The sequence below is a fragment of the Curtobacterium sp. MWU13-2055 genome (assembly GCF_023242305.1).
In the GTDB taxonomy this organism is placed as follows: Bacteria; Actinomycetota; Actinomycetes; order Actinomycetales; family Microbacteriaceae; genus Curtobacterium.
Window position 1 is genome coordinate 137,899 of the sequence record NZ_JALLIO010000008.1, and the last position, 13,418, is coordinate 151,316.

At 65.8% G+C, this 13,418-nt stretch carries 14 protein-coding genes and 1 pseudogene; 9 read left to right on the forward strand and 6 right to left on the reverse strand.

From position 1 onward, the window contains the following. Nucleotides 1-73: 73 nt before the first annotated feature. Nucleotides 74-1,435, reverse strand: coding sequence for an MFS transporter (locus tag M4960_RS15720; RefSeq protein ID WP_248704744.1), 1,362 nt, complete (start codon nt 1,433-1,435; stop codon nt 74-76). Between the two features lie 53 nt (nt 1,436-1,488). On the opposite strand from M4960_RS15720, the gene M4960_RS15725 reads away from it, so the two are divergent. The 3 genes from M4960_RS15725 (at nt 1,489) to M4960_RS15730 (ending at nt 3,393) form a co-directional block, all read left to right on the forward strand. Continuing rightward, nucleotides 1,489-2,250, forward strand: coding sequence for an AraC family transcriptional regulator (locus M4960_RS15725; RefSeq protein ID WP_248704745.1), 762 nt, complete (start codon nt 1,489-1,491; stop codon nt 2,248-2,250). Between the two features lie 165 nt (nt 2,251-2,415). Next, a complete protein-coding gene (locus M4960_RS19880) occupies nt 2,416-2,766 on the forward strand; it encodes a helix-turn-helix domain-containing protein (protein ID WP_374202998.1) in 351 nt (116 codons plus the stop codon). 42 nt (nt 2,767-2,808) lie between these two features. Next, on the forward strand, nt 2,809-3,393 hold the full coding sequence (locus M4960_RS15730; RefSeq protein ID WP_260097586.1) for an IS30 family transposase: 585 nt from the start codon (nt 2,809-2,811) through the stop codon (nt 3,391-3,393). Between the two features lie 11 nt (nt 3,394-3,404). On the opposite strand, the gene M4960_RS15735 is transcribed toward M4960_RS15730, so the two are convergent. Further along, nucleotides 3,405-4,814 carry an MFS transporter gene (locus M4960_RS15735; RefSeq protein ID WP_248704747.1) on the reverse strand — a complete coding sequence of 470 codons (1,410 nt, stop codon included), beginning with the start codon at nt 4,812-4,814 and terminating at the stop codon, nt 3,405-3,407. Between the two features lie 72 nt (nt 4,815-4,886). Here M4960_RS15735 and M4960_RS15740 point away from each other — a divergent pair, with 72 nt between their 5' ends. The 4 genes and pseudogenes from M4960_RS15740 to M4960_RS15755 form a co-directional block, all read left to right on the forward strand. After that, nucleotides 4,887-5,618: a TetR/AcrR family transcriptional regulator gene (locus M4960_RS15740; RefSeq protein WP_248704748.1), complete on the forward strand. Its 732-nt coding sequence runs from the start codon at nt 4,887-4,889 to the stop codon at nt 5,616-5,618. A 740-nt stretch (nt 5,619-6,358) separates the two neighbouring features. Then, on the forward strand, nt 6,359-6,940 hold the full coding sequence (locus M4960_RS15745; RefSeq protein WP_248704749.1) for a TetR/AcrR family transcriptional regulator: 582 nt from the start codon (nt 6,359-6,361) through the stop codon (nt 6,938-6,940). A gap of 17 nt (nt 6,941-6,957) precedes the next feature. Then, entirely contained in the window at nt 6,958-7,620 is a 663-nt protein-coding gene (locus tag M4960_RS15750; protein ID WP_248704750.1) for an MBL fold metallo-hydrolase, read from the forward strand. A gap of 121 nt (nt 7,621-7,741) precedes the next feature. Further along, nucleotides 7,742-8,173 (forward strand): annotated as a pseudogene (locus M4960_RS15755) (AAA family ATPase); the annotation flags it as partial. Nucleotides 8,174-8,294: 121 nt separating this feature from the next. On the opposite strand, the gene M4960_RS15760 reads toward M4960_RS15755, so the two are convergent. Further along, on the reverse strand, nt 8,295-8,756 hold the full coding sequence (locus M4960_RS15760; RefSeq protein ID WP_248704751.1) for a nuclear transport factor 2 family protein: 462 nt from the start codon (nt 8,754-8,756) through the stop codon (nt 8,295-8,297). A gap of 37 nt (nt 8,757-8,793) precedes the next feature. Beyond that, nucleotides 8,794-9,630: an SDR family NAD(P)-dependent oxidoreductase gene (locus M4960_RS15765; RefSeq protein WP_248704752.1), complete on the reverse strand. Its 837-nt coding sequence runs from the start codon at nt 9,628-9,630 to the stop codon at nt 8,794-8,796. 335 nt (nt 9,631-9,965) lie between these two features. On the opposite strand from M4960_RS15765, the gene M4960_RS15770 reads away from it, so the two are divergent. Next, a complete protein-coding gene (locus tag M4960_RS15770; protein ID WP_248704753.1) occupies nt 9,966-10,562 on the forward strand; it encodes a TetR/AcrR family transcriptional regulator in 597 nt (198 codons plus the stop codon). A 350-nt stretch (nt 10,563-10,912) separates the two neighbouring features. On the opposite strand, the gene M4960_RS15775 is transcribed toward M4960_RS15770, so the two are convergent. Beyond that, nucleotides 10,913-11,566 carry an NAD(P)-dependent oxidoreductase gene (locus M4960_RS15775; RefSeq protein ID WP_248704754.1) on the reverse strand — a complete coding sequence of 218 codons (654 nt, stop codon included), beginning with the start codon at nt 11,564-11,566 and terminating at the stop codon, nt 10,913-10,915. Then, nucleotides 11,563-12,345, reverse strand: a complete 783-nt coding sequence (locus tag M4960_RS15780) for an inositol monophosphatase family protein (protein WP_248704755.1) — start codon at nt 12,343-12,345, stop codon at nt 11,563-11,565. Before M4960_RS15780 ends, M4960_RS15775 begins: the two co-directional genes overlap by 4 nt. Before the next feature lie 66 nt (nt 12,346-12,411). Between M4960_RS15780 and M4960_RS15785 the strand changes: the two genes are divergently transcribed. Beyond that, nucleotides 12,412-13,347 (forward strand): LysR substrate-binding domain-containing protein, encoded by a 936-nt coding sequence (locus M4960_RS15785; protein ID WP_248704756.1) that lies wholly within the window; start codon nt 12,412-12,414, stop codon nt 13,345-13,347. Nucleotides 13,348-13,418 lie beyond the last annotated feature (71 nt).

Genomic DNA, 13,418 nt, shown 5'->3' on the forward strand with positions numbered 1-13,418 from the left:
CCGTCGCGGATCGAAGACATCACCGCTTGCTAGCGGCGTCTCAGTAGCCGATCTGTCACCCGAACGGTCTCCTTCAAAGTGCTGCCGTCGGGTGGCCCGACGTCCCGCTCGCGCCGGCGGTGCTGCGGTAGAGCCGGAGTTCGCGGAAGCATTTGAGGACCAGGCCAATGGTCACGATGACGAGCGCGCCGCCGAGGACAGGTGGAACCCAGATCGCCGTCGCGGTAGTGAGGAGTCCGACCCAGAGATCCCCTGCTCGGGGTCCACCGTTGACCACGACTGTGAAAACCCCTTGGAGTCTGCCGCGCAATGAATCCGGGGCGGCGGTGAGCAGGATCGCCGTGCGGAAGATCGCACTGGTTTCATCGCTTGCGCCTGCGGCCGCGAGGAACGTGCAACTGAGTGTGAGCGCGAGCGGGTCGACGAGAGCTGTGGCCCCGCGCATGCCAGTGCCGACGAGGACGATGCCGAATCCTGCGATGCTCGCGCCGTATGCCGCGATCGACCATCCCACGACGCGTCCCTGCTGCTCGATGCGGGAGAGCGGACCACTGAACAGCCCGAGCCCGACCGCGCCGACCGCAAGGGAGGCCGTGAGTATGCCGACGGTGGACGCTCCGCCACCGATGACGGTCGCGGCCGCCGCGGGGAAAAGCGCGTGCGGTCTGCCGAAGGTCATCGCGGCGATATCAGCCAGGAATGAGGCGCTGATGACCCGAGAACGCTTGAGGAACGTCAGGCCGTCGACGAGGGAGCGAAGACCGAGGCGTACGCGCTCACCTTCGGGTCGGAGCGATGGAAGTGTCCACGCAGCCACGAGGGAGGCGAGGAAAAGCCCTGCATCGAGGGTGTAGGTCCACGGCAGGCCGACGGTTGCGACGAGCACACCGGCAAGTGCTGGTCCGACGGTGATGAACACGCCGGAGGAGATACCGAAGAGCGCGGCCGCCGCGGGCAGGTGCTCTGGTTGAACCAGCTGTGCGATGACGGCTGTGCGTGCGATCGCCACGACTGCCGCTGCCACAGAGTTGGCGACTGCGAGGGTGTAGAGCAGCGGCAAGGACGTCGACCCCGACAGCGCTGTTGCGACGAGCGCCAACGTCGTACACCACATGACGGTCGATGCGCCGAGAAGCACAGTTCGGCGGTCGAAGGCATCGACGACGACACCGCCGTAGAGGCCCGCGGCCATGAGCGGGACGAGGCCGAGCGCGCCGACGAGGGACACTGCGAGGGTGGAGGTCGTCAGGCTCCACACGTGGAGACCGACCGCGACGACGGTGAGCTGCGTTCCGATGCCTGCGATCAGGTTGCCCGTCCATAACCGTGCGAATGGCGGCGACTGACGGAGGGGGGCGACGTCGACGAGGAGCCCTCCGAGGATGGAGCGGAATGCATATGGAGGGAACTTCGGCCGGTCACGGTCTTTGAGCACACTGCAGCTTGAGGCCCATCGACTGGTGTCGGCTTCCGGTATTCTGACGCCGCATGAAGGAATTCAGCCATCAGCCTCGCGCCGCTACCGGGATCGAGTATCACTCGGCCGGTGCTGTGATCGCTGCGCACGTCCACGACGACGACCAGTTCCTCTACGCCAGTAACGGGGTCCTCGCTGTTGAGACGAGCGAAGGGAGATGGGCCGCCACCCCGGAGCGTGCCGTGCATATACCGGCCGGCGTGTGGCACGAGCATCGCGTGTTCGGTGCGAGCACGGTCCATGTCATCGGTGTGCCCGAGCCTTTGCCCAGAGCGCAACGGAACGCTCCCAGGGTCGTTCCGGCAACAGGCCTCGTTCGGGAGCTCATTCTCAACATCAGTGGAGAGCTGTTGCAGGGAGCTGCTCGTGGTACGGCACTGGCGCTCCTCCTGCAGCTCGCAGCGGAGCTCCCGTCACACGGTCTGACGCTGCCCCGCCCTTCGGACCATCGGCTACAGCGCGCTTGCATTTACGTAGAGAGCCATCTGTCCGAGTCGGTGGCAATCGGTGCGTTGTCGCAACATGTCGGGGTGAGCGAGCGAACGCTGAGTCGTCTGTTTCGTTCCCACTTCGGCATGACCTACCCCCAGTGGCGCTCGGTGCTGCGGACCTTTCACGCATCGGTCGCTCTCGCAGAGGGCCTATCGGTCACTGAAGTTGCGATGCGCTGCGGCTTCCCCACCCCAGCAGCGTTCGCGCAGACCTTCTCAAGGCTGACCGGTCACCCGCCCGGCCGCTTTGCACGTCTCGAATATACCTCGCTGGAACCATAGGCGTCCGCTTGACCATCTTTGGTTCAGCCGCTCGTCGCGCTACCACTGCGAATCGGAGATTCACAAGTGAGACTCAGGTTTGAACAGCGTGCCCGAGAGGAGCGGTTTTGAGAGCTACTCGGACAGCGCGTGAGCAGGCTTGTTGCTGCCTGCGATGCTGTCGGCGTGCGTACACGTCGGGGATACCGATGGTTTGAAGCCGCTCGCGGGGAGAACCCGTTCGAGCCCGCGTCTCGTTCGGACCGGTACTTGAGCGAGGAGGAACGGCTCCGGATCGCTGCCCTCCACCTCGGCAGCGCAGGCGTCCGCCGGACCGTGACTGAGCTTGGTCGGGCACCGTCGACGATCAGTCGTGAGCTCACCAGGAACGCCGCAGCTGGCGGAACCTACCGGCCCTACGCCGCTGAGAAGCGGTGCCGCGCTCGTGCGCGACGCCCGAAACCGCGGAAGCTCGACCAGCTCGAACTGGCTCTGCAGGTCGAGCTGCGGTTGGTACGGAACTGGGCTCCGGAGTAGATCCGTAGTGACCTGACACGGTCCTTCCCGAACCGGCCGGAGATGCACGTGTCGCACGAGACGATCTACAAGTCCCTGTTCGTCCAGGGCCGCGGCCACCTGCGCACTGACCTGCACAAACACCTCCGCACCGGCCGCGCAATCCGCAGGCACCGGGGCGCGCCCAGGCGGGCATCGTGGTCGAAAATCCGCGACATGATCCTGATCAGCGAACGCCCCGCCGAAGCCGACGACCGAGCCGTGCCCGGCCACTGGGAAGGCGACCTCATCGTCGGCACCAACGCGCGTAGCGCTATCGGCACGCTCGTCGAGCGCACGACCCGGTACGTGATGCTCTTGCACCTGCCGCATGGGCACAGTGCCGACGCGGTCCGCGACGCGATGATTCCCACCATCCAGACCCTGCCTGAGCATCTGCGCCACTCGTTGACATGTGATCAGGGCACGGAGCTTGCCCGGCACAAGGACATCACCCTCGCCACGGACCTCGCGATCTACTTCTGCGACCCCCACAAGCCCTGGCAGCGCGGCTCGAACGAGAACACCAACGGCCTGCCCCGGCAGCACTTCCCCAAGTCCACCGACCTCAGCTCTTGCACTGGAAATCGCGATGATGGCGCCGGGTAATGCGGACCAGCTCAGCCGTTGCGCGGCCGGAGCGCACCTCGCACGAGGGACACGAGGGCCGCTGCGATGATGAGGAAGCCGGCAGCGCAGATCATGGTCACGTCGTAGCCGGCGATAGCCGCGTCCGGTGCGCGGGTTGTTAGAGACGACCGTTGTGCGGCAGCCGTGACGCCGGCAGCGATCGTGTTCAGGATCGCAAGCCCAACAGCGCCGCCGAGCTGCGTAAACATGTTCACCGCTCCGGAAGCCGTGCCTGATGCCGACTCCGGGAGCTCTTGAGTGGCTTCCGGGATTGCGATGCTCAAGGAGATTCCGAGGCCGATGCCGACGAGGAGCTCAGCGGGGAGGAAGCGGGTTGCGAAGGCGCTGCTGCTCTCCGGGTCGATCCCGACGAGAATCAGCATGCCGACCGCCATGACTGCCAGCGCCCCAGTGACGACCACCCGGGCGGAGAGCAGCCGCACGAGCAGAGCGCTGAGGAAGGTCGAGCCGAGCACGATTGCGAACGCGAGGGGCAGGAAGGCAACGCCTGCGAGGAGGGCCGGCCAGCCGAAGATGCTCTGGAACCAGTACGTCAGAACGAGGTAAAAGCCGAACAGCGCCATCTGCGGCAAGCCGATCGCGATAAACGCCGCACCCCGCCGGTGATGAAGGACAACCCCGAAGGGCAGGATCGGGTCCCGCGTGAGGCGATGCGACAGGACGAACGCCGCGAACGCGGCAGCCGAGAGCGCGAAGCAACCGATCGTCACCCAGCTCGACCACCCGAAGTTCGCCCCTTCGGTCAGGGCGAACACCAGTGCCCCGATCCCGATAGCGCTCGAGAGTGCTCCAAAGACGTCGAAGCGTGGTCGCTGCGGACTACCACGCCGGATCACCGGACGAGTCAGCAGCAACGCGACGATTACGATGGGCACGTTGATCAGCAGGCACCACCGCCAGTTCACGTACTCGGTGAAGAAACCGCCGAGCAACAATCCGAGCGCCGCGCCCGCGCCGTTGAGTGCTCCGTAGATACCGAAGGCGCGCGCGCGGACTCGTCCCTCTGCGTAGGTGGTGCTCACGATCGTCAACGCCGCCGGGGCAAGCAGCGCCGCGAACACGCCCTGCAGCGCCCGACCAGCGAACAGAAGAGCGGCGGTCGGCGCAGCCCCCGCCAGCAGCGACGCGAGGCCGAAACCGATGAGCCCGAAGACAAAACCTCGTCGTTGACCGAACCGTTCCACAAGGCGACCGCCGACGAGGAGGAGCCCGCCGAACGCCAACGCGTACGCGGTGATGACCCATCCCCGTGCAAGATCACTCATCCCGAACTGTTGTTGCATCGCCGGAAGAGCGATCGTCACGACGGTCGCATCCAACACCACCATCACCTGCGCGAGGCCGGCCACCGCCAGCGGCCACCACTTCCACGTCCGCATCGCTTCTCCTTAACTGCGTTTAGTCAGACTAACAGTGTTCAGTTAATGATGCTTGTCGAGTATTGTTGGACGATGACCAAGGAGTTGCCGGTTCGGACGCCACCCATCGACTCGGCATGGACGACGGCACCACTCGCTCGACCGGATCGATCCACCACGCTCTCGCTGAGCGCGATCGTGGCGAAGGCCGTCGACATCCTCGACACGGAAAGCACGCCGCACGGTCTGACAATGCGGCGCCTCGCAGCAGAGCTTGGAGTGACCGCGGCGGCGATGTACTGGCACGTTCGCACGCGCGACGAACTCCTCGACCACGCCCTCGACGCCGTGTTCGGCGAGGTACGAATCCCTGACACGAACCTGCCCTGGGATCAGGCCGTCGTACAGCTGATGGTCGACTGGCGTCGTGCAATGCTCAAACATCCCTGGTCGCCGCCACTCGCGGGTCGCCCCCTCCAGGGCCCGCTGGTCACGTTGCGCATCGAAGCACTACAAGCCGCGCTGGTCCGAGGCGGCTTCCAGGACCTAGCCCTCGCGGCCGCCACACGCTTGTTCGCTGATATAACCGTCGGATCAGCCCTGACGGAGTCAGCCGCTCGGCAGGCCGATGGGGCTTCGTTGCGACGCGCGGCGGCCACCATGATGGAAACGCATCCAGAGCTGTACCCGACCTTGCTGCACAGCGGGCACCTCCACCAAGAGCAACCAGACTCGACCCTCCTCTTCGCCCGGATCATGCAGCAGCTCACCACCTCGATCACGCCCGCCTCGTCGCCCCCTGAGATGAATAGGGAGCCCCATTAGGCGATCTACCGTGCACTACAGCGCGTGGGCGCTGGGGCAACGGCCGGCGCGACGTCGGGCATCATCCCGACGCACACCATGCGCAGCGTCGAGGGCATCGAAGACGTCGACCACCTCAGCGCCGTTCTCGACGGGGTACCAGGCAGGCCGGCGCCCTCGCGATCGGGGTGCAATTTTTCGGTCTTGAAGCCGTTGAGGATCTTCTTGCGCGGCATGCACGGTTGACTCTCGTGCAGCGAGGAGCGCACGTCCTGTCTCCTCGACTCTCAGATGGCTGCTCCGGTCCACGACGCGCTCGTCACTGCCGGCGTCGACGTGCGCGACGATGGCCGGACATTTAGTGGCCCGGTAAAGCTCAGCGACGAATCAACCGTTGTTGCTGATCGCATGATCGAGGCAGGCGGCGTCCGCCTCGATAGCCGCCTTGCCGGAGCCTGGACTCATTATTGGCCCAGCAGAGGAATCACCGTCTTACCGCGGAGAGGATCCAGTCGGAGACCGAGGAGTTCGGGTCGCCGAGGAGTTCCCGGGATACGGACGAGCAGGTCGCAGCCCGGAACGCCTAGCTCCTCTCAATGTGACCAGCGAGCTGCGTAGTGCGGTGACGCGGTGCTGCCCGGCAGCCGACCCAGCGAAGCGGACACGGAATGTCCGTATCCTTTAAGCCGTATACTGTGGCGATGCCAGCTTCCTCTGCGTCACGAGCGCCACGTACGGATGCCGAGCGGAATCGCCGACGGGTGCTGAATGCAGCGTCGCGGGTGTTCGCGGCGCGCGGCACCGCCGCGACGCTGAATGATGTCGCGCGTGACGCAGGCGTCGGTATCGGCACGGTCTACCGCAAGTTCGCGGACAAGGAAGCGGTGCTCGACGCCCTCTTCGATGAAAAAGTAGCGATGCTGATCGGGTTTGCGCACGAGGCGGACGCTGTCGACGATGCGGGGGCCGCGGTGCGTGGCCTGCTGCTCGCGGTCATGCAATTGCGCGCGACCGATCGCGGCCTCGAGGCGGTGCTCACGTCCGCGGGGCGGGATGTTCAGTTCTCGGAGGTCCTCGGCCGCGAGTTCATTCCGATCGTGCATCGCCTCATCCTCAGAGCAATCGAGGCCGGCGAGATTCGCGCGGAGTTCTCCGCCGACGAGGTCTGCCTGCTCGGTTTCATGGTCGGCAGAGTCGCCGACATCACTCATGACCAGGACCCGGATGTGTGGCGGCGATATGCGCAGTTTCTCATCCATGGGCTCCGGCCCGCGCCCGCTCACGGGCTGCCTGCCCCGCTTTCCTTCGCCGACAGCGCGATCGCGCTCGGCCGCGCCAACTGAATCTGAGGAGCAACGCCATGTCCGCAAGCGCCACGCCACTGGAGACCGTCACCGACGACCTGCTGGCCACCCCGACCGCTCGCCTGCCCTACCAGCACGACGTGCTCCTGCGCTCGTATCTGCTGCGTCGCAGCACCGGCAACGTGCTGGTCTATAACTCGCCGGGCATTGCTCAGGCCGCCGACGCGATCAACGCGGCGGGCGGAGCCGAGCTGCTGCTGATCAATCACGCGCACGAGTCGATGTACGGCCGTCCGCCGATCAACGTCCCGATCGCCGTCCACCGAGCCGACTGGGACGACATCGCCCGAGCGATGCCGGTGGCGCAGGTCTATGACGGTCCCCAGACGATAGGCGATGATCTCGAGGTGATCCCCACCCCTGGGCACACCCCCGGAACAACGTCCTATCTCTGGGACAGCGGGACGCACCGATACCTGTTTACGGGCGACTTCATCTGGATTGAGGGCGGCGAGTGGAAGGCGGTCGTGCTCGACCCGGGCCTCCGAAGCGCTTATGTGCGCAGCCTCGAGATCGTACGCGACCTTGACTTCGACGTGCTCGTGCCATGGGGCGCCAGCGAGGACGGTTCGCCAGTGGCAATCACCTCCGAACCGGGCGAAGCCGCCGAGCGTATCCAGATGATCATCGACCGCGTCAGCATGGGAGGAAGCCGCTAGCTGTACCTGGCCGTGACGTTGGTGACACTGCTGGGCTTATGATCGAGCGGGGCCTCCGGCAGTGCTGCGTACGCCTCCACGGCCGCCACTTCGACCACTCCCACGGCCCAACCCGTCCATGTTCGAGCTGATCATCATCGACGAGTCCGAACGCTTCACCGGCAACGCCAGTGAGTGGCTCCGCGACCAGTACGACCGCCCCGGCATCGCGATGATCCTCATCGGCATGCCCGGCATCGAGAAGCAGTTCAGCCACTACCCGCAGCTCTTAAGCCGCCTCGGATTCGCCCACCAGTACCGTCTGCTCGGCCACGACCAGCTGTCGTTCGTGCTCGAACGCCAATGGCGAAAGCTCGGCAAGACAATCGACCCCGACGACTTCGCCGACGCGCACGCCATCGCCGCGGTCGGCCGCATCACCCGCGGCAACTTCCGCCTCCTCGAGCGTCTGCCCCCACAGATCCAACGCGTCCTGAAGATGAACGAGCTCGACGTCATCACGAACGACGTCGTCGACGCCGTGCGGAGCACCCGCGTCATCGGCACCACCTGAACCGACACCGTTCGAAGCGAGAACGACGGCACAGAGCGAGACTGCTCGCAACGGGTGGATCGAACCGCCCGCGAGTTGTAGTCGGGCGATTGTTTCCAGTAGGCAGTCCGGAGGTGCCGTCCTATCCTTCGGAGTGTGCGGCAAGAAGATGGCTGTTCTCTTGATAGGTCGCAGTGAGTGTGACTTTGCTGAATCGCCAGCCGTGTTCGGTGCGTGTAGCTTCGTTGTCGTAGAAGCCGACGACGAGCCATCGGTTGGGGCCGTCGCCCGCAATGTCGTCGGGCACCCAGTGTTCGGCGCGCACGTGGGCGTGGGCTTTGGCGTGATCGCCGGTGATGGTGATGACGTGGCCGGTGATGGTGTGGTGGGTGGCGATGAATGCGTCGAAGGATTCGCGAAGCGCGTCTCGGTAGTCGTCGAGCGGGGTCTGGACCGGAGGCATCCCGGTGACGGACTCGAAGTCCATGGTGAAGGGATCTGCGTGGACCAGGAGAGGGAGTTCTCCGAAGTTCTTCGTGTCGGCGATGTCGGCGTATCGGCCGAAGAGTTCGATGATGTGGGCGCGGTCGGTGTCATGGGTCATGGTCGTGTTCTCCTGCTGTCGGCGGTGAGGGAGGCGGTTATCGGGCGAAGATGCGATCCATGAGTCGGTCGGGGAGGATGCGGTTGAGGGGGAGGGTGAAGGCAGCGTCGGGTCCGAGGCTGTACCGGGTGCGGGGTCTTCGGGTGGTGGTGATCTGGGCAATCCTGGCGGCGGCTTTCTCGGCGGTGATCGCGCGTGTGAGGAAGGCTGATTGGAACTTCACGGTCGCGGCGATTAGCTCGCCGTAGAGGCGGGTGTGCTCCGGGCTCATGGCTGCAGCGAGACGCAGCGACAGTGGTCCGCTCTTTTCCGCCATTGGAGTCTTCACGCCGCCGGACTGCACGATCACGACTTGGATGCCCTGCGCCCGGACTTCCTGGCGGAGGGCGTCACTGGCGGATTCGAGGGCGGCTTTGCTTCCTGCATAGGCTCCGTAGATTGGGAGGGTGGCTTCGGCCCCGACGGAGCTAATGTTCACGATTCGGCCGCGGCTGTCTCGAAGCGCTGGAAGCAGCGCCTGTGTCATGGCGATGTGGCCGAAGAGGTTGATCTCGAATTGCTCCCGCCAGGTGCCGAGTGGCAGCACCTCGATGGGTGCGTTCACCTCGATTCCGGCGTTGTTGATCACGGCTCGCAGTGCGCGCTTCTGTGGGTCGTCCGCGATGCGGCGGGCGAGCGCGGCGATGTGATCGGCGCGAGTGATGTCAAGTGTGATCGGTTCGATGAGGTCGGCGCGGATTGCGTCTGCGTCTTCATCGCGGCGCACACCGGCGAGCACGTGATATCCGCGTCCGGCGATGCGGCGGGCGGTGGCCGCACCGATCCCCGTCGACGCACCCGAAATAGCGACCAGTTCGTTCTTTGAGGGGATCATTTATCAGCATCTTTCTGCGCTCGGTTGGGGGCAGGGAATGAGGTTCCAGTGAGAGCCTCCGATTGCTCCCTGAGGCGCCTTCCGGTCCGTGCATCGTGGGTTCGGACCGCACGCCGGGCGAGGGCGGGAGCGCCGCGCAAGCCCAGGAGGTGACGCGGCCTGTTGGGCAAGCACACTCGCGGTCTCGCGCCCGACGCCGCCGATCCCGCCTGTGATTACGATGACGCGGCCTGTCTGAGAAGGGATCGCCGTTGTCACGCGTTGACTTATGAGATCAATGTAGGCGCTGACTACTGATGTTGTCAACATCAACATCGGGCGCATATGCTGGAGCGGTGAACACGCTCCCCCCGCCGCGGCAATACCATCACGGCAACCTTCGCGCAGCGCTGCTGGACGCGGCGGAGCGCAGTCTTCGTGCGCGCGGTGTCGCCCAGCTCTCCCTGCGTGATCTCGCCAGGGACGTCGGGGTGAGCCATGCCGCACCCCGCCGACATTTCGTCGAGCGGCAAGACCTCCTCGATGCCCTCGCCGAGGCGGGCTACGCCCGCCTCGGCGCTCAGATCCACAACGCCACAGCAGAGGAAACCGCGGACTTCGCGACACTCGTCCACGCAGCTGCATCCGCGTTCGTACACTTCGCCTCTGAGAACGCTGCGCTGCTGGAGGTCATGAACGCCGCGAAGCACGGTACGCAGTCATCAGAGGTTCCTCGTGCCTCCGAAGTCGCGTATGCACCGATCCTGCGGCTTATTCATCGCGGCCAGGCAGAGGGCGCACTCCGCCCCGGGAAGCCGGAAGAGATCGGTCTGATCCTGTATGCCACGATGAACGGCATTGCCACCCTAGTGAACACTTCAGCGGTCCATGCGAGTCGACTCGACCGTCTCACCCGTATCGCCGTCGAGCAGTTCCTCAGGGGCGCTTCGTAGCAGCGGGTGACCGATGTCGCTCGACGGAGCCGTTCCCGAATACCACCCACATGGTTGGCGATATGAACAGCCCTTTGCCGCGACCCGGGACATAAGGCCTACCGAACACCTCCGCCGCCTCAGGCAGCCGCCAGCTAGGCCGAGAAGCAGCCATCGTTTGCGGCAGGGTCTCGCAAGCTGAGCGCGACGACCTACCGGAAACGTTCGTTTGTGACAGCTCGGCCTGCTTCGTGGTGATGTCCGGTTGCAGATCGCCTACCGGGCGGTCAGAGACGATCGTCTCAGCATCCTGATTTGCCTCCATGCGAGGCTTGAACTGGGCCACACGAGTAAGCCCTCCACGCCAGTGGTCATTTCCCAACTGGATTTATCAACGGGACGATGACTCCCCGCACGCCTGACTGCGCGGCGTCGAGCATGACGGATGCGACACTCGCCCGGCTGATGGAGGCGGGGAAGAGCCGGCGAGGAACTTGGCTTAGGAGAACCCCGCGGGGGGACGCGGACTCCGGGCGATTACTCAACGGGCCGGCGTGGACCACCGACCCCCCGGCGCCAAGGACGAGTGCGTCGGCACGTACTTTGTCCTCGATCTCCGCGCGCAGCACGACCCGGAGCAGGCTCCGAGTGAGCGGGCCGGCGGAGGCGGCCGAAGGGCCGGTACCGAAGGCGCCCAGCCAGACCATCCGCTCTGGTCGCGCGGCAATGACCGCACGGGCACCGGCGCTGAGCACGCCACCCCGTTCCCCGCCGACCACACCGAGGCCCGAGACCACGATCGTGCTATCGCGCAACGCCTCGGCGATGCTGTCCGGGTCGGTGACATCTCCCGCTCGTCGCAGTAGCCGTTCTCCGTCGGGGACATCGATGCGTTCGGGACGGCGAGCGACGGCCACCACGGTGTGCCCGCGGTCCAGGGCCTGACGGACGAGCTGGAGCCCGGTCGCACCCGAGGCACCCAGCACGGTGATCTGCAACGGCGCGACGTTCGGGGTAGTGCTCATCGCAGCGCTCCCAGGATCGCCAGAGCCGCAGCGTGCACGCCGGGAGCAGCGGCCACGTAGCCCTCGCTGGTGATGCTCCAGGGGTCACCGTTCAGGTCGCTCACCACGGCTCCGGCCTCGATGGCGATGAGGACCGGGGCGATGTGGGAGCGCAGGTTCTCGAACTGCCAGTGCACGTCGGCGCGACCGGCCGCGACCTGGGTCAGGTGCTGACCTACCGGGATCGACTGACGCGCCGCTAGGGCGCTGCGCATCATGGCCGCGATGGCCCGTCCGCGCAGGTCAGCGTGAGCGGGATCACTGCTGGGACGGGCCTGGCCGGTGCCGGTCAGCGCAAGGGCGAGGTCGGTCTTGCTCGAGACACTCAGCCGGGCTCCGTTGAGAAAGGCGCCGGCGCCGGCGATCGCGGTGAACGTCTCCGAGACGGCCGGTGAGTGCAGCGCCGCGAGGACCACACGGCCCTCGCGGACCAAGCTGACGCCAATGTTCCAGTCCGGGGTTCCCTGGATCGCGTTGAGGTTGCCCCCGACCGGATCCACGACCCACCAGTCCCCGGCCGGCATTGGACCTTCTCCGTGTTCGTCGGCGGTCCATTGCGATCCGGGCAGCGCAGCGAGCAGGGCGGGGCGCAGGCTTGCGGTGACGGCGTCGTCGTTCGCGGCTAGCGCCGCGGTCAGCTCGGTTGGGGTGTTGAAGCGCCGTTCGGGGCGCGTGATGCCTGCGGCGGCGGCGGCCATAGCGGTGGTGAGGGTGTGAAGGAGTTCTTCGTTCGTGGGCATGGCTCTACCGTGGCTGGCATCCTGGATGAAGTCCAGTGCAACGTTGTTACGGGTAGGTTTACCGGCATGCACTTGGATCTCAACTTGCTGACGGTGCTTGAAGCGCTCGTCGAGGAAGGTAGCGTGGCCGGGGCAGCCGCGCGGCTACGGCTCTCTTCCCCAGCGGTGAGCCGCAGCCTCGGCCGAATACGGCGTCTCACCGGCGATGAGATCCTCGTGCGCACCGGTCGGACGATGACACGGACCCCCTACGCCCTCGCGGTGCGTGATGACGTCGGAGAGCTCCTGCGTCAGGCCGGTCAGCTGCTTGCCCCGAGCGGGTCGCTCGATCTCGCCACCCTCGAGCGAGTTTTCACCCTGCGCGCTCACGACGCGCTGACCGCGGCGATCGCCCCTGCCCTGGTGAGCGACGTGCTCAGGAGTGCACCAGGGGTGCGACTGCGCTTCCTAACCGAGACCCCTCATAGCACCGACGACTTGCGACACGCAGTGGTGGACCTCGAACTCGGCTCTAGCGTGCCCAACGCTCCGGAGCTGCGTCACGACGTGCTCGGCCGCGACCCACTGCTGGTGGTGCTGCGACGGGGGCATCCCGCCGCCGCCCGGTTGAACGTGCCGGTTTACGCCGCGCTGCCGCACGTCGTGGTCTCCCGGCGAGGCCGCCTTGCCGACCCGGTCGACGATGCTCTCGCCGAGCACGACGCCCAACGCCTCGTCGTGGCCAGCGTGGGCACCATCGCCGCCGCCGCGCAGATCGTCGCCGGTACCGACGCCGTGCTGACCGCCCCTGGCGGGATGATCGACTCGGCAACCGCGGCGTTCGACCTCCTCACCACACCGATTCCCTTGAACTTGCCGTCGCCGCAGGTGGTCAGCGTCTGGCACCAGCGCTCGGACTCCGATGCGGCGCACGCGTGGTTGCGAGAGCGTGTCCGGGTCGCGGTAAAAGGTCTCTTGAATGACGTCGTACTGACTCCCAGCAACACTGCGGCGTCGTCGTAGATGCGGCCGGTGACAAGCTCAGTCACCGCGCTAGCTGAAGAGCACCAGGAAAAGGGACGAGCAGCGCCCCA

Excerpts from the sequence above, each read along its gene's own strand:
- M4960_RS15735 (WP_248704747.1), bottom strand. The coding sequence starts at position 4,814 with ATGCGGACGTGGAAGTGGTGGCCGCTGGCGGTGGCCGGCCTCGCGCAG.
- M4960_RS15740 (WP_248704748.1), top strand. The coding sequence starts at position 4,887 with ATGACCAAGGAGTTGCCGGTTCGGACGCCACCCATCGACTCGGCATGG.
- M4960_RS15725 (WP_248704745.1), top strand. The coding sequence starts at position 1,489 with ATGAAGGAATTCAGCCATCAGCCTCGCGCCGCTACCGGGATCGAGTAT.
- M4960_RS15765 (WP_248704752.1), bottom strand. The coding sequence starts at position 9,630 with ATGATCCCCTCAAAGAACGAACTGGTCGCTATTTCGGGTGCGTCGACG.
- M4960_RS15750 (WP_248704750.1), top strand. The coding sequence starts at position 6,958 with ATGTCCGCAAGCGCCACGCCACTGGAGACCGTCACCGACGACCTGCTG.
- M4960_RS15775 (WP_248704754.1), bottom strand. The coding sequence starts at position 11,566 with ATGAGCACTACCCCGAACGTCGCGCCGTTGCAGATCACCGTGCTGGGT.
- M4960_RS15760 (WP_248704751.1), bottom strand. The coding sequence starts at position 8,756 with ATGACCCATGACACCGACCGCGCCCACATCATCGAACTCTTCGGCCGA.
- M4960_RS15785 (WP_248704756.1), top strand. The coding sequence starts at position 12,412 with ATGCACTTGGATCTCAACTTGCTGACGGTGCTTGAAGCGCTCGTCGAG.
- M4960_RS15780 (WP_248704755.1), bottom strand. The coding sequence starts at position 12,345 with ATGCCCACGAACGAAGAACTCCTTCACACCCTCACCACCGCTATGGCC.
- M4960_RS15730 (WP_260097586.1), top strand. The coding sequence starts at position 2,809 with ATGCACGTGTCGCACGAGACGATCTACAAGTCCCTGTTCGTCCAGGGC.